At 31.0% G+C, this 16,026-nt stretch carries 13 protein-coding genes; all 13 read left to right on the top strand.

What is annotated here, in order from left to right; genetic code table 11:
• The first annotated feature begins 74 nt into the window (after window positions 1–74).
• The 13 genes from mutS (at window position 75) to EV214_RS00005 (ending at window position 15,995) form a co-directional block, all read left to right on the top strand.
• Window positions 75–2,717 (top strand): DNA mismatch repair protein MutS, encoded by a 2,643-nt coding sequence (gene mutS, locus EV214_RS00065; RefSeq protein WP_132241447.1) that lies wholly within the window; start codon window positions 75–77, stop codon window positions 2,715–2,717.
• 4 nt (window positions 2,718–2,721) lie between these two features.
• The gene (mutL, locus tag EV214_RS00060) at window positions 2,722–4,746 is read left to right on the top strand and encodes a DNA mismatch repair endonuclease MutL (RefSeq protein ID WP_165916145.1); all 2,025 of its coding nucleotides are present in this window, start codon (window positions 2,722–2,724) and stop codon (window positions 4,744–4,746) included.
• 12 nt (window positions 4,747–4,758) lie between these two features.
• Window positions 4,759–5,697 carry a tRNA (adenosine(37)-N6)-dimethylallyltransferase MiaA gene (miaA, locus tag EV214_RS00055; protein WP_132241443.1) on the top strand — a complete coding sequence of 313 codons (939 nt, stop codon included), beginning with the start codon at window positions 4,759–4,761 and terminating at the stop codon, window positions 5,695–5,697.
• 36 nt (window positions 5,698–5,733) lie between these two features.
• Window positions 5,734–5,979 carry an RNA chaperone Hfq gene (hfq, locus tag EV214_RS00050; protein ID WP_132241441.1) on the top strand — a complete coding sequence of 82 codons (246 nt, stop codon included), beginning with the start codon at window positions 5,734–5,736 and terminating at the stop codon, window positions 5,977–5,979.
• Between the two features lie 106 nt (window positions 5,980–6,085).
• Window positions 6,086–7,039 (top strand): AAA family ATPase, encoded by a 954-nt coding sequence (locus EV214_RS00045; protein WP_132241439.1) that lies wholly within the window; start codon window positions 6,086–6,088, stop codon window positions 7,037–7,039.
• Entirely contained in the window at window positions 7,039–7,647 is a 609-nt protein-coding gene (locus tag EV214_RS00040; protein ID WP_132241437.1) for a GTPase, read from the top strand. The genes EV214_RS00045 and EV214_RS00040 overlap by 1 nt, the downstream gene beginning before the upstream one ends.
• Window positions 7,628–8,218 (top strand): hypothetical protein, encoded by a 591-nt coding sequence (locus EV214_RS00035; RefSeq protein ID WP_132241435.1) that lies wholly within the window; start codon window positions 7,628–7,630, stop codon window positions 8,216–8,218. The genes EV214_RS00040 and EV214_RS00035 overlap by 20 nt, the downstream gene beginning before the upstream one ends.
• A gap of 19 nt (window positions 8,219–8,237) precedes the next feature.
• Window positions 8,238–8,420 carry a hypothetical protein gene (locus EV214_RS00030; protein ID WP_132241433.1) on the top strand — a complete coding sequence of 61 codons (183 nt, stop codon included), beginning with the start codon at window positions 8,238–8,240 and terminating at the stop codon, window positions 8,418–8,420.
• Between the two features lie 49 nt (window positions 8,421–8,469).
• On the top strand, window positions 8,470–9,765 hold the full coding sequence (locus EV214_RS00025) for a methionine gamma-lyase family protein (RefSeq protein ID WP_132241431.1): 1,296 nt from the start codon (window positions 8,470–8,472) through the stop codon (window positions 9,763–9,765).
• A 950-nt stretch (window positions 9,766–10,715) separates the two neighbouring features.
• Window positions 10,716–11,312, top strand: coding sequence for a DUF1819 family protein (locus tag EV214_RS00020; protein ID WP_132241429.1), 597 nt, complete (start codon window positions 10,716–10,718; stop codon window positions 11,310–11,312).
• 7 nt (window positions 11,313–11,319) lie between these two features.
• On the top strand, window positions 11,320–11,901 hold the full coding sequence (locus EV214_RS00015) for a DUF1788 domain-containing protein (protein WP_132241427.1): 582 nt from the start codon (window positions 11,320–11,322) through the stop codon (window positions 11,899–11,901).
• 20 nt (window positions 11,902–11,921) lie between these two features.
• Window positions 11,922–15,569: a BREX system P-loop protein BrxC gene (gene brxC, locus EV214_RS00010; RefSeq protein ID WP_132241425.1), complete on the top strand. Its 3,648-nt coding sequence runs from the start codon at window positions 11,922–11,924 to the stop codon at window positions 15,567–15,569.
• Window positions 15,570–15,620: 51 nt separating this feature from the next.
• Window positions 15,621–15,995 carry a hypothetical protein gene (locus EV214_RS00005; RefSeq protein WP_132241423.1) on the top strand — a complete coding sequence of 125 codons (375 nt, stop codon included), beginning with the start codon at window positions 15,621–15,623 and terminating at the stop codon, window positions 15,993–15,995.
• The last annotated feature ends 31 nt before the right edge of the window (window positions 15,996–16,026 follow it).

The raw sequence follows: 16,026 nt of genomic DNA, 5'->3' as shown, positions 1-16,026 counted from the left end.
AATTAAATTAAGAGCGATTTTTGTGATATAATAGATACGATATTTTGATTATCCTTGATAATAGGAGGCATTTTATGACCAAGTTAACACCCATGATGAAACAATATATGGACTTAAAAGAAAAATATAAAGATTGTATTTTATTCTTTCGACTAGGTGATTTTTATGAAATGTTTTTTGAGGATGCTATTTTAGCATCAAAGGAATTAGAAATTACATTGACTGGTAAAAATTGTGGTATGGAAGAAAGAGCACCTATGTGTGGGGTGCCGCATCATTCTGCTGAGAATTATATTTCAAAACTAGTGGAACGAGGGTATAAGATTGCAATTTGTGAACAGGTAGAAGATGTTTCGGTTTCAAAAGGGATTGTAAAACGAGATGTGGTTCGGATTATTACCCCCGGTACCGTAATAGATGCCCATATGCTAGATGAAAAAGAAAATAATTATATCATGTCTATATACATTGATGAAAGCGGTATAGGCATAGCCTTTGCTGATATTTCAACAGGTGAATTAAAGACAACGGAATTTACCCAAAACAAATGTATGATAAATTTACTGGATGAAATTGCCAAAATTAATCCAAAAGAAATTATTATTAATACACTAACTTATGATGAATACAATTTAAAGGCAGAAATAGCTGCAATCTCTACTCCGTATATAGATGTTTTTGATAGCTGGGCTTTTGAAAAAGCTTATGCGATTAAGAAAATAAAAAATTATTTTAATATATTAGCCATTGAAGGCTTTGGAATAGATGATAAAAATCACAGTATTGCTGCTATAGGAGCCTTACTTGAATATTTGCAGAAAACACAAAAAAATTCTTTGTCTCATATTAATAATATAAGCTTTTATGCATCAGATGCATTTATGATTTTAGATAAAGCCACAAGAAGGAATCTAGAATTAACAGAAACCATGCGAGATAAAAAAAGAAAAGGTTCTTTATTATGGGTTTTAGATAAAACCAATACGGCAATGGGTACAAGAACCTTAAAAAAATGGGTTGAAGAACCCCTAAAGGATATTCATGCAATAAATACAAGATTAGATGCTGTGGGAGAATTAAAAGAAAATATATTTGCGCGAGAAGATTTAAAGGAATTGCTAAAAAATATTTATGATCTAGAACGTTTGGTGGTAAGAATATCTTATGGCAATGCCAATGGACGGGATTTAATTGCACTAAAAAATTCATTAGAAGTTTTACCAAAAGTAAAATCAATTTTAAGTGGATTAAACACATCTAAGTTAAAAGAACTACTGTCTACGATAGATGTCGTACACGAAGTAAAAGATTTAATAGAACAGTCTATTAAAGAGGAACCTCCGGTTACTATTAAAGAGGGAGGCATTATTGAAGCATGTTATAATGAAGAATTAGATGAATTAAGATCTATTGTGACAAACAGTAAAGTGTGGATTGCAAATTTAGAAAATAACGAAAAAACGAAGACAGGAATAAAATCACTAAAAATAGGATTTAATAAGGTCTTTGGCTATTATTTAGAGGTTACAAAATCTAATTTGAATTTGGTGCCACAAACTTATATTAGAAAACAAACCCTTTCAAATGCTGAGAGATATATTACACCAGACCTGAAGGAAGCAGAAGCTAAAATACTTGGAGCAGAGGACAAAATTATAGAATTAGAGTATCAAATTTTTATAAAAGTTCGGGAGGAAATCAAACAATTTACACAAACTATTCAAAGTACAGCGAGCGCGATTGCCTCTTTAGATGCATTGATATCTTTTGCTGAAATAAGTGATCGTTTTGGTTACATAAAACCAACTGTAAATAATAATGCAATCATAGAGATTTGTAATGGGAGACATCCTGTTGTAGAAAGAACCATGCATTCAGATATGTTCGTGGGCAATGATACGTTCCTCGATGGCGAAGAAAATAGATTTTCAATCATCACAGGACCCAATATGGCAGGTAAATCCACCTATATGAGACAAGTGGCATTAATTTCACTTATGGCACAAATCGGCTGCTTTGTACCCGCAGAAAAAGCTTCTATTGGTATCGTGGATAGAATTTTTACAAGAGTAGGTGCATCCGATGATTTAGCCCAAGGGCAGAGTACATTTATGGTTGAAATGAGTGAACTTGCCAATATCTTAAATAATGCAACAAAAAAGAGTTTGATTATTTTGGATGAGATCGGACGTGGGACAAGTACTTATGATGGCTTAAGTATTGCTTGGGCAGTGGTTGAATATATCAGTTCAAACAATTTAGCGGCACGAACATTGTTTGCAACCCACTATCATGAATTAACAGAGTTAGAAGGAATGCTAGAAGGTGTAAAGAACTATTGTATCGCTGTAAAAGAAAGTAATGATGACATCATCTTTTTAAGAAAGATCATTAGAGGAAGTGCTGATCAAAGTTATGGTATTCAAGTGGCTAAGTTAGCAGGAGTTACAGATGCTGTAATAGAAAGAGCTAAAAAGATTTTGATACAATTAGAAGAGAGTGATATTAACAACAAAGATTTTGTAATAGAGCCACAGGATATAGAAGAGAAAGAAGGCAATAATGTTGTATGTGAAGAACAAATAAGTTTTTTGAGTAATCAAAATGAAAACATTGTAAAAGAATTACAAAAGATTAACATCTTAGATATAACCCCTATGGATGCTATGAATCATTTATATAAACTCGTAAAGATAGCCCAAAATAAGGGAGCGTAAAATGATGATAAAAAGAATTCATAAATTAGAAAAATTTATTGCAAATAAAATAGCTGCGGGAGAAGTTGTGGACAGACCTGCATCTGTTGTGAAAGAATTAGTCGAAAATGCAATCGATGCAAAATCTTCTAAAATTATCGTTGAAATTAAAGAGGGTGGAAAAACCTATATAAGAATAACTGATAACGGGGTAGGAATCCACGAATCAGATGTAGAAATAGCCTTTGAAAGACATGCTACAAGTAAAATAAGGAATGTTTCAGATTTAGATTCTATTTTATCATTAGGATTTAGAGGAGAAGCATTAGCAAGTATTGCATCTGTATCTATTCTTGAATTAATCACGAAAACAAGAAGCTCAGATGCAGCTACTTATTTAGAATTGCATGGGGGTGTAGTTCGAGAACGTAAAGAGGTTGGAAGCCCTAGCGGGACTAGTTTTGTAGTGAAAAACTTATTTTATAATGTACCCGTAAGGCTTCAGTTTATGAAATCTAATGTAACAGAAACCAGTTATATAAGTGATTTGATTAGTAAATTTGCGTTGGCGTATCCTGATATGTCTTTTCGGTTTATAAGTAATGGAACCATTATATTTTCAACTTCTGGTTCGAGTAGTGTTATTACAAATATTGCAAATATTTATGGAAAAGAAATGGCGAGAAATATGATATATGTTTCAAAGATAAGAGAAGGCATGGCATTACAAGCCTATATTTCAAAACCAACATTATCAAGAGGGAATAAACAATTACAAGTATTTTTTGTCAATGGTAGGTATGTTAAAAATAAAATAATTAGTGAGGCTATTGAAGAAGCCTATAAAACGTTGGTGACAATTAATAAATTTCCCATTTGTTTTATTTATTTGAACATTCCGCCGAATCATATTGATGTAAATATACACCCTACAAAAACAGAGATTCGTTTTAACAATGCTTCAGCTATTAAAGAACTTATTGTAACCACATTAAAAAATAAATTATTAGAAGAAAATCTAGTACCAAATGTAAATTTTGAAAAACAGAAAAAAGTAGTTGAAGGATATCAAGAAAGGATTATAGACTTGCCAGCGTTTACAAATAATGAACAGCAAATGGGTCAAATGATTTGTGCAACAAAGGAAATAGAAAAAGCAGATCCATTAGATAAAAAGGATAAAACCATAAAGAAAGAACATATACAAAATTTGGTTTTAGAGAATAAATCGACCTATGTTGCAAATAATAAAATAATTCATGATTCTACGAAACCCTTATTTAAAAAAGCAGAAAATACAATAAAAGATATAGATGAAGCCGTTAATAAACAAGTAAAAACAAAAGAAGAAAAAATGATGAATGATGCAATAGTAACAAAAGAAGAAAAAATAATAAACCAAGCAATAAATAAGAATGAAGAAAAAACAACACAAACAACAAATACTACTAAATACAACAATAAAAATAGAGAAATGATTATGAATATTAAGATATTAGGACAAATTTTTAATACCTATTTAATCGGGCAGGATGGCGAAAACATGTATCTGATTGACCAGCATGCAGCGCATGAGCGGATTTTATATGATACATTATTAAAAAATTATAAAACGCAGATCGCAGTGAGTCAAAAACTATTGGTCCCTATCGTAGTAGAATTATCTTTTGGTGAGTTTGAAATTGTAAAGAAACATATTGATTTATTTATTCATTTAGGTTTTGAAATAGAAGAATTTGGAATGAATGCATTTATTTTAAGGTCTGTCCCTATAGTATTTGGAAAACCTGAAGTGAAAAGATTTTTTATAGAAATTGTAGATGGGCTTCAAAAAGAAGTACACAATAGCTATGATTTGAAAGTGGAAAAAATCATTTCAATGTCCTGTAAACAAGCGATAAAAGCAAATGATCGGCTAGAACAAATAGAGATTGATGCACTAATGAAACAACTAGCAGAACTTGAAAATCCTTTTACCTGCCCCCATGGAAGACCTATTATTGTTTCTATGACCAAATATGAGATTGAAAAAAAATTTAAAAGAGTATAGAGGAGGATGCGTATGAAAAAGCCTCTTTTAATTATTGTAGGCCCTACTGCTGTTGGAAAGACAGAAACATCTATTCATATTGCAAAGAGATTAAATGGTGAGATTATCTCGGCTGATTCCATGCAGGTTTATAAATATATGGATATTGGAAGTGCAAAACCAAGTATAGATGAAAGAAAAGGAATTCCTCATTATTTGATGGATGAAATTGATCCAAGAGAAGATTTTTCTGCGGCCCAGTTTCAAAAAAAGGGGAAGGCGTATATTGATTGGATCACAAACAAAAATAAGTTGCCTATGATTGTAGGTGGAACAGGACTATATGTAAATTCTATTATCTATGATATCGATTTTACTCAGACGGTTTCTAATTTGGAATTTAGAAAAGAATTAGAAACGCAAGCGCAAACTTATGGAAATGAATATCTACATGCTAAATTAGCAGAGAAAGACCCAGAAGCTGCAGAAAGGATTCATCCCAATAATGTAAAAAGAGTGATTAGAGCTTTAGAAGTCATTGAAAATGGAGAAACAGTAAAAGATTTCAAAAGCGCTTTGGTTGAAAACGAAGCATACAACTATGTTTTGATTGGACTTACGCGAGATCGAGAAGCACTTTATGAAAGAATTAATAAAAGGGTGGACTTGTTAATTGAAGCAGGACTTATTGAAGAAGTAAAGCAATTGATTGACTTAGGCTTAGATGATGCAGATATATCTATGAAAGGGCTAGGATATAAGGAGATCATTAGATATTTAAAAGGGGAATATGATCTTGAAGAAGCTATTCGTGTTTTAAAGAGGGACACACGGCACTACGCTAAAAGACAAATCACATGGTTTAAAGGATATGACAAAATTAAATGGTTTGATTTTGACCATTACCCCTCAAAAAAACAACTAGAAGAAGATATTATAAAATATGTTGAAGGAAAAATAAAATTTTTATAGAATATTTTAAATAATGACTTTTATAGGAGGGGTAGTATGAAAAACACAATGAATTTACAAGATGTATTTTTAAATCAAGTAAGAAAAGAACGTATGCCGATAACCATATTTTTAGTGAATGGCTTTCAAATAAAAGGCACTGTAAAAGGGTTTGATAGTTACACAATTGTATTAGAAGGTGATGGTAAACAAAACATGATTTATAAGCATGCCATTTCAACCATAACGCCTTTGAAACCCGTTAATTTTATGCAAGCCAACAAAAAACAAGAAAATGAATAAATACTAAAGATAAGGGCAACATTTTTGTTGCCCTTATTTTTTTTTTGAAACAATTCAAAGACTTATCGCATATAGTATTATAGCAACTATTTTGAGGTGATAAAAAATGGGATATAAAAACGAATCAAAAGTCTATGAAGATATTTTAAATCTGTTAGAACGGGGTAAAGTCTCTACTGAATATGCAGTTGGAAAAATGATAAAACAGAAACAAATGAATGACAATAAAAGAAACCCAAATCAAGAAGATGTAAATGCCATGATGGTGGAATTAGATACTTTGATTGGTTTAGAGCGTGTTAAAAAATTGGCACGAGAAATTCAAGCGTATATATTGATTCAAAATAAACGTAGAGAGGAACATTTAGCTGCGGATTCTTTAGTACTGCACATGATTTTCAAAGGAAATCCAGGAACTGGTAAAACGACAGTGGCAAGACTATTAGGAAAAATACTCTGTGCAATGGGCGTCCTAGAAAAAGGGCATGTAGTAGAAGTTGAAAGAGCTGATCTTGTAGGCGGTTATATTGGTCATACCGCTGCAAAGGTGAGAGAACAGATCAAAGAATCATTAGGAGGTATTATGTTTATTGATGAAGCATATTCTTTAGCAAGAGGGGGAGAAAAGGACTTTGGAAAGGAAGCCATAGATGCAATGGTAAAAGGAATGGAAGACTATAAAGACAACCTCATACTTATATTGGCAGGATATAAAGAGGAGATGGAGAACTTTCTAAAAACAAATCCTGGATTAAAATCTCGTTTTCCTATTCATATAGAGTTTACTGATTATACTTTAGATGAATTAATCAAGATTGCTGAAGATATGGTTAAAAAAAGACAGTATATCCTCTCACTTTCAGCGAAAGCAAAAATATTAAGGATTTTATCACAAAAAAGAATAGAAGATCGAATTACTAGTGGCAATGCAAGGCTTGTTCGAAATATTATTGAAAGGGCTATCAGAAAACAAGCTATACGGCTTAAAGATTCAGGAAGTTTTTCAAGGGAGGATTTAATCACACTAAAAAGAGACGATATTACAGAGGAGGATCATTAATGAAAAAGTGTCTTATTATCGGAAAGCCCAATGCTGGAAAGACACTATTTATGCTAAATTTTGCAGAGTACATAGGCTTAACGGATGTAGAAATTAAGTTTATTCAAAATAAAAGGAATGTAGACATAAAAAAACTATCTATAGAAGAAGCAAAACAACTACTATCTTCAAATAAGCCTTATAAAACAACTTGTTTACAATCTATGACATTAGAAATTCCTGTTTTGAAAGGAAAAAAAGAGATAGGAATCATGGATAGCAGTGGTTTGATTGATGGGATACATCAAGATGTTCAAGTAAGAAGAGCAATGGCACAAACACTAGGGGCTATTGAGGAAAGTGACATCATTTTACATATGATTGATCTTTCGAAGATCAATCCGGATAATATTATTGGGAGCCTTGGAGAAGTAGATTATCAATTATCAAAATATGGATTTACTAAAGAAGGATATGTTATTTTAGGAAACAAAATAGATCTACTTGAAAGAAAAACGCCCCTTATTTATCTTCAAAAAGAATTTCAAGAACACTACATCATTCCCATATCTGCGTTAAATAAGAACGGATTTAGTGAGGTGAAAAGTTTTGTATGCCGTAGATTATAGCATCATTCAAAAACTGCTTGCAAGTATTATGGTAGGATTTGTGATAAAGCTACTAGATGACTATATTGATGGAGATAGTCATTTCATATATAATCATCATTTAGTAGAGAACTTAGGAAAAGCGATCTTACCTTATAGCATGATTGCCTTTGCGATAGGAGCAGGATTTCATGTAACCTATTGTGTGACGTTGATGAGTGCTTGTTATATGGTGGGGATGTTTCATGATCTAAATATGAAGTTGCCTACAGGACTTAGAGGATATCAAGAAAGTACACTGCTGCTTTTGATAAATATGTATTTATTTTCTTTTGAATCTGTGATGACATCTATACTAATTATACTGCTCATACAATTTATAGATGATTTAGTAGATCAGCAGTGGGATAAAAAATATGGATACAAAAATTTTGCCAACCGTTTTGGAAAAGTAGAAATGATCATTACAAGTCTGATCATCATTATATTACTGATGTTATTTGACTTTCCAAAATTAATGATTGTGATTTTTGCATATTTTATGGTTCAAATACTTTATAAAAAAATGTTTTTAAAAAAATATATTAAATGAATACTTCTGGAGGTTTGCTATGAAATATGGAATGGTTTCTATTATTCTATTACTTATTTTTTTAATAGGCTATGCTTTTGGACGGAGGATAGGCATAAAAGAAGGATATGAAAGAGGAATGGCGTATATACCTCTAAAATCAAAAGAAAAAGTTTATGAGGATTATAGTTGTCCATTAGGAATAGATGAAATTGAATGTTAGAAAATAATATGTTACAATACAAAAGAACTAAATAGTGGATGGTGATAAAATGAGAAAACATATAGAAAAATTTTTAAAGGAACAAATGAATATAAGTAGTGAGATATTGAACTTGGCATTAGAAATAGAAAAAGAGATTCAAGAAACATTTGAAAAAATAAATGATATCAAAGAATATAATCAATACAAAGTACTTAAAGTGATGCAAGATGAACGGGTTAGTGATATTCATTTTAATTGGAATACAGGCTATGGATACAATGATATTGGAAGAGAGACCATAGAAAAAGTTTATGCTAATCTTTTTAAAACAGAAGATGCCATTGTACGCCCTACTATTGTTAACGGTACGCATGCGTTGACATTATGTCTTACAGGGATATTAAGACCGGGAGATGAAATAATATCAGCTACCGCTAAACCCTATGACACACTCGAGGAAGTAATCGGAATCCGTGGAGAAGGAAAAGGATCTTTGATGGAGTTCGGGGTCAGTTACAAGCAAATTGATTTTTTAAATAATGGAGCAGTTGACATTGATTCATTAAGGAAATCTATTTCTGAAAAAACAAAGATGGTATATATTCAAAGGTCAACAGGATATGCTTGGAGAAAATCATTGACCATAGACGACATCAAAGAAGTGGTAGATACAGCTAAAGACATAAATCCAAATGTGGTATGTATGGTTGATAACTGCTATGGAGAGTTTTTAGATATCATAGAACCTACTGAGGTAGGGGTAGATATTATGGCAGGGTCATTGATTAAAAATCCTGGTGGCGGATTGGCGCTTACAGGAGGATATATCGTTGGAAGAAATGATCTTATTGAATTAATTTCCTATAGAATGACATCTCCTGGAATCGGAAAAGAATGTGGTTTAACCTTTGGCATGACAAGAAACATGTTTCAAGGACTTTTTATGGCACCTCATGTAGTGAGTGAAGCAATAAAAGGCGCCATTTTTTGTGCAAAATTATTTGGAAAATTAGGCTATGAAGTATCTCCTAAATTTAATGAAAATAGAAGTGACATTATCCAATCGATAAAACTAGGAACTCCAGAAGCAATCATTGCCTTTTGTCAAGGAATACAAGCTGCTGCGCCAGTAGATGCTTTTGTTACACCTCTCCCTTGGGAGATGCCTGGATATGAAAGTCCAGTGATTATGGCAGCAGGCGCTTTTGTACAAGGTTCCTCTATTGAACTCAGTGCAGATGCCCCTATAAAAGAGCCATATATCGTATATTTCCAAGGTGGATTGACTTATGAGCATGCAAAGTTTGGGGTTATGAAGGGTTTGCAGGCAATGGTGGATGAAGGGTGCTTGGAAGTGTTATAATGTTATGGTCAAATAAAGTCGTTAACAGTTAAATAAAGTTGTTAACTGTCAAATAAAGTTGTTAACTGGACTTGCAAAACAAAAATACGTTTTGCAAGTTTTCTTTCGTTTTTGAGGAGATATTTTTCTACAAAATTGTATTTATATATAATAGTATACCCCATTATTTAGGCAAAGTAAAATTATAAATTTGGAAATACGTTCGTGTATGAAACACAAAAATAGATAGCTTTTCGGTACTTGTTCCGTACTTTTCTTTATTTGTGAAAATCATAACCTAAATAATCTTTGTTTTGTGATATGAAACTTGACTTTAAAACCTCGCAATGAATCAAGGAGAAATCCTGACTTTCTGCGAGGTGTACTTTTTATTAGGGAATATTTTTTATATTTTGCATTATCTCAAATTGGAACTTACGTTAATATTTTTACAAGCTAAAAAAAGCAAAAGTACTTAAGTGGATTTATTGACATTGTTTGACAAAATTTTCGCTTGAATTGTTGTATGATATTTGTAGTAATTATATTTTCTTAGTAGAGTAGGAAAACGATAATATTTCATAATTTTGAAAGAAACTCTAAAATTTCAGATGAATTTCAATACGACATCTAAATTAATACACCCCCCATATTCAAAAATTATAATTTTGATAATGATAATAGTAGTTTTAAAGGATTTGATCATTTAATTCTTCGTGCCTACGGTATCAGATGGAATATCTAAGTAATATTTTACTAACATAAATTCCTTTTGGGTTTAATAACATTAATGGTTTGGAAATATTTTTGAATTTGCAAGAAATAAACCATGGATATGTGAGATTTTCATGGTTTTGTTTAGAAAAAAAGTGTATATACCTATCGTTATGTGGTCCTTTTTTATATTCAAAACATCATATGTTATGTTACAATTATTATTATAAAACTGGACCACGGAGGTGCACTGAATTATGGACTATAAATCTACGATTAAATCTAGACCCTATTTATATAAAGAAACTAAAAAGGCTGCAATACTTATAAAACAAGGGTTTACAGTAGATGAAATAAAAAATAAATCAATAGAAGATAATATTTTTCAATTTGAAAGTGAAAGCAGAAAGAAGGAAGTTGCATCAATTATTAGTACAAGACTTAAAAATTTAGATGAATTTATAATAGATAAGATAGTAGAAGGGAATGTAGAAACATCAAAGATCCTTGTCTTATACTCTATCATAAAAACAGATAGATTATTTTTTGAATTCATGAATGAAGTTTATAAGGAAAAATTTTTATTAAAAGATTTCTTTTTAAGAGATAAGGATTTTAATGTATTTTTCCAAAGCAAAAGAGAGCAGAGTGAAAAAGTAGCCTCTTGGACAGAATACACATTTAAAAAATTAAAACAGGTTTATGTAAGAATTCTTTTTGAGTGCGGACTTATTGAAAATCAAAAAGGTGATAGAAAGATAAAGACTCCTATCTTAGAAAGTGAAGCTAAAGAGTACCTATATAAAATAGGAGATAAAATATATATAAATGCAATATTAGGAGACAGGGAGTAGAGGAAATATGAAAGATATATATCAGAGAATTGACGAAATATTACCGAAAATAACTGAGCCAGCATTTAGACAAAATAAAGGCTTAGGTAATGAAATTGGATTTTATGTTTTTGATTATGATCCAGAGTATGAACTTTTAGTTAGAGATAGAATTGAATTTATAAAAGAAAAGGCTAAGGGTGCATATGGATTAAATATAGTAGAGTTTGATCTTTATGATATGATATTAGAAATTTTAGAGTCAAAGGGATATCTTAAGAAAAATCTTGAAATGGAAGAAAAAAAAGGTAGCGAGTATGTATTAAATGCAACTAAGAAGACATTAAGGTTGACATTAGAAAATGACTTAGTAGTTCAATATATATCAGAACGATTAGATGATAATGACATAGTATTCTTAACTGGAGTAGGAAAAGCATGGCCCATAATTAGATCACATACTATTTTAAATAATCTTCATAGAATAGTAGAAAAACAACCATTAGTAATGTTCTTTCCGGGAACTTATGACGGTGGAACGCTTATGTTATTTAACAATCTAAAAGATGATAATTATTATAGAGCATTTCCATTAGTAGATAAATATTAAAATCGCAGGGGGAAGGTTATATGGAATTTAAGTTAAAAGAAATGTTTCATAAGGAAATAGATAGAGATATAAAAGGGGTTATAAAAGTTGGACAGGCAGATGATGAAAATATAAAACAAGAATTAGATGAGTATGTTATAACAGGTGAGTTAAACAAACATATCGATAGATGTTTTGAAGCTTATAAAACAGGTATTATCGGAAATACAGATAAAAATGGCGTTTGGATTTCAGGCTTCTTTGGTAGTGGTAAGTCTCACTTTTTAAAGATACTTTCTTATCTTTTAGAGAATAGAGAAATTGAAGGAAAAAATGCCATAAATTATTTTGATGATAAAGGCTTAGATAACTTCATATTAGCCAATATGAAACAAGCGGGAGATGTATCAACGGATGTTATTCTTTTTAACATAGACTCAAAGTCTGATTCGAATTCTAAATCTAATAAGGATGCTATCGTTAATGTTTTTAATAAAGTATTTAACGAGATGCAAGGCTTTTGTGGTTCTATGCCATGGATAGCAGATTTAGAAAGACAAATGGTTAAGGATGGTGTTTATGAAGACTTTAAAAAAGTCTTTGAACAAATATCAGGTAACGCATGGATAGAGGCAAGAGAGGATTTTTATTATGAAGAAGATTCAATTATAGAAGCCTTGTCAAAGACTACTAAAATGAGTGAGGAAGCAGCAAGAAACTGGTACACTAAATGCGAAGAAAATTACTCGTTAAGTATAGATAAGTTTGCTAGTAAGATTAAAGAATATAGTGAGTCTAAAGGAAAGAATCATCATATCGTCTTCTTAGTTGATGAAATTGGTCAGTATATAGGTGATAGCAGAGATCTTATGCTAAATTTACAAACAGTAGTAGAAGATCTAGGGACTAAGTGTGGTGGTAAGTGCTGGGTTATAGTAACATCTCAAGAAGGGCTAGATGAATTTGAAGTTGTAAAAGGAACGGATTTTTCAAAAATACAAGGAAGATTTGATACTAGATTATCTTTATCATCTGCAAATGTTGATGAGGTAATTAAGAAACGTATACTCAGAAAAAAAGATGGAGCAACAAGCCATTTAAAAGCATTATATGAGCACAAGGAATCTATAATTAAGAACCTTTTAACATTTACATCAGATACTGCTGAAATGAAACTATATAAAAATGGAGAGGAATTTGCAGAGGTTTATCCATTTATACCTTATCAGTTTAATTTACTACAAGCAGCTTTTAATGGGGTTAGAGAGCATGGCGCATCTGGTAAGAGTTTATCTAAGGGAGAGAGAAGTTTACTTGGAGCATATCAACAAGTTGCTGTAGATCATATGGATAAGGATACTAATATACTTATACCTTTTTCAGCCTTCTATAAGACTATAGAAACTTTCTTAGATTCATCTATTAGATCTGTTATTATGCATGCAGAAAAGAATGATAACTTAAATGACTTTGATGTTGAGGTTTTAAAACTATTATTCTTAGTTAAGTATGTAAAAGAAATTAAGGCTAATATAGAAAATCTATCTACATTATTAATAAGTGAGATAGATGCAGATAAATTAGAAATCAAGAAAAAGGTTCAAGAGTCTTTGAATAAACTAATAAGAGAAACATTAGTTCAAAAAAATGGTGATGAATATATATTCCTAACGAATGATGAACAGGATGTAAATAAAGAGATTAAGAACATGTTAGTTGATAATGGAGAGGTCATTCAAAAGGTTGGAGAGATCATCTTTGATGATATATATGTAGATACTAAATTCTCATATTCAAGAAAATATCCATTTACATTTAATAAGATTGTAGATGACAGAACAAGAGGACCGCAAACAAATGAAATAGGAGTTAAAATCATAACTGCAAACTTTGATTTAGTTGGTGGCACTAGCGAAAGCGAATTAAAATTATTATCTACGAGAGAAAATAATGTAATAATAAATATCTCAAAGGATGTTAACTATCTAGACGAAATAGAAAATATATTAAAGATTGATGCTTACCTAAGAGTCAAAGGTGGCTCAAAATCTAGTGTCTCTATAGAAGATATTAAATCAAAGAAAAGTAGAGAAAGAGAAGAAAGAGCAAAGAGAGCGAAATACTTGATAGAAGACGCTTTAAGAACTGCTGGGGTGTATGCAAATGGTAATCTTTTAGATATAAAAGAAAAAGGTGGAATAGATAAGATAAATGAAGGGTTAAGAGCCTTAATAGATTCTAAATATAATAAGATAAATTATGTGAAAGAGTTCAAAGAGAATGCAAAAGGCCTTTATGACATAATGGATGCTAAGTTAAATCAAATGCAGTTAGTTGATAGAGATCCAAATAGATTAGCGGTAGATGAAGTTAACACACATATACAAACTAGTACAGCAAGAAATCTTCAAGTAACAGTTAAGAGTATATTAACTAAGTTTTGTAAGGCTCCTTATGGATGGAAGGAGATAGACATACAGGCTGTCATTGTGATTCTATTTAAGAAACAAGAGACGAAAGTCATATTAAATGGAGAAGTTTTAAGTCCCAACAATAGAGAAATCGTAAATTATGTAACTAAAAGAGATTATCTTGAAAGAGTCATACTAAAGACAAGAGAAAAGGTAAGCCAAAAATATATAGATGTAGTTAAAGACTTAAATAAAGATTTATTTGGGTTCTCATCATTACCAACAGACGAAGATGGAATAATGAGCATATTTAAAGATCAGTGCAAGAAGGAACTTTCAAAAATTAACGAAATGCTTGTCAATTTTTCACTGAGAACATCTTATCCGGGAGAAAAAACGTTAAAAGATGGTAAGCAGTTATTTACAGAAATACTAGAGGTTACGGACACAATAGAATTCTTTAAGAAAGTATATGATCTAGAAGATGATTTCTTAGATTATACAGACAATATTGATGATATAAAAGGATTTTTTTATAAGAAAGAGAATGGAAGAATAGAGTTCTCATCTAAAGGTGAGCAACGGATCATATTTGATAATGCTTTAGATAAGTTAAATAACTATGAGGATAACAAAGAGTATATAGTAAATGATGATATAAAAGCAATTATAGAAGATATAAAAGCAATAATAAGAATGGCTAAGCCGTACTCTGAAATCCCTACAATACCTCTTTTGATAGAAAAATATAATGATAAGATATTGTCACTATTAGAAGAAGAAAGTGTTCCTATAAAGGGCTTTATAGAAATGTGTAGAAAAGAAGTCTTTGATACTTTAGAAGGATACGAATTTAAGGCTAAATTTGAAAGCCGGGTAATAGAGGAGTTTAATAATCTTTGCAATAGACTTGAAAGTGCAAGCAGTTTTGCTGTGCTTTCATCCATGTCAGATCTTGCAGAAAAAGTTAAATTAAAGTGGATTAAGGAAATAGTGACAGAAGATGAAAGACAAAAGAGAACAAAGCTTAAGGAAATAGGACAGGCAAATAGAGTAGCAGAGAAATCAGGAAATGGAGAAATAAAAGACACTACATCATCATATAAGATAGAGCCTATACCAGAGGTGGTTATTAAGACGAAGACTTTAAGCATGAGAGAGTTGGTTAAAGGTCAAAAAACGATAAAGAACAAGGATGATATAGATGAAGTTGTAGAGGCATTAAGAAAAAGATTAAGAGAAGAATTAGATAAGGATACAATAATAAGTTTAGTATAAAAGTTGTGGGACGATGACTTTCCTAATGGTTTTGAGGATGGAGGAATAGAAATGGATAAGAATAAAATAAAATCCTTTGCTATATGGGCAAGAGATAATTTAATAGATGTGGTCAAAAATAGAGCGAGGTATATAGGGATTTTTATAGATTATGATGGAAAATACAATGAATTAAAAGCACAAGAGGTTCAAGGTGGATTTAAATTAGAAGGAAAAGACGGGGTTTTCAATTTATCTTATGAAGATAGAGTCGTTTTAGTTGATAGAATAAATGCTTATGAGGATAAGAAAAAAGGCTTCGAACAAGTAATAGAAGAAGTAGCCTATACTTGGTTCAATAGATTTATGGGGCTTAGATACATTGTAGATTCTCAAATTATCCTTCTTCAATACAGCATAATTTTCTCAGATTATATAATTCGATAAGATTCTTTTACTGAAATAATTCTTTCATTAT

It is taken from the genome of Marinisporobacter balticus (assembly GCF_004345705.1).
In the GTDB taxonomy this organism is placed as follows: Bacteria; Bacillota; Clostridia; order Peptostreptococcales; family Thermotaleaceae; genus Marinisporobacter; species Marinisporobacter balticus.
This window is presented reverse-complemented; position numbering and strand designations above follow the sequence as displayed.

Coding starts and splice junctions, on each gene's coding strand:
- mutS (WP_132241447.1), top strand. CDS start 75: ATGACCAAGTTAACACCCATGATGAAACAATATATGGACTTAAAAGAA.
- mutL (WP_165916145.1), top strand. CDS start 2,722: ATGATAAAAAGAATTCATAAATTAGAAAAATTTATTGCAAATAAAATA.
- miaA (WP_132241443.1), top strand. CDS start 4,759: ATGAAAAAGCCTCTTTTAATTATTGTAGGCCCTACTGCTGTTGGAAAG.
- hfq (WP_132241441.1), top strand. CDS start 5,734: ATGAAAAACACAATGAATTTACAAGATGTATTTTTAAATCAAGTAAGA.
- EV214_RS00045 (WP_132241439.1), top strand. CDS start 6,086: ATGGGATATAAAAACGAATCAAAAGTCTATGAAGATATTTTAAATCTG.
- EV214_RS00040 (WP_132241437.1), top strand. CDS start 7,039: ATGAAAAAGTGTCTTATTATCGGAAAGCCCAATGCTGGAAAGACACTA.
- EV214_RS00030 (WP_132241433.1), top strand. CDS start 8,238: ATGAAATATGGAATGGTTTCTATTATTCTATTACTTATTTTTTTAATA.
- EV214_RS00025 (WP_132241431.1), top strand. CDS start 8,470: ATGAGAAAACATATAGAAAAATTTTTAAAGGAACAAATGAATATAAGT.
- EV214_RS00020 (WP_132241429.1), top strand. CDS start 10,716: ATGGACTATAAATCTACGATTAAATCTAGACCCTATTTATATAAAGAA.
- EV214_RS00015 (WP_132241427.1), top strand. CDS start 11,320: ATGAAAGATATATATCAGAGAATTGACGAAATATTACCGAAAATAACT.
- brxC (WP_132241425.1), top strand. CDS start 11,922: ATGGAATTTAAGTTAAAAGAAATGTTTCATAAGGAAATAGATAGAGAT.
- EV214_RS00005 (WP_132241423.1), top strand. CDS start 15,621: ATGGATAAGAATAAAATAAAATCCTTTGCTATATGGGCAAGAGATAAT.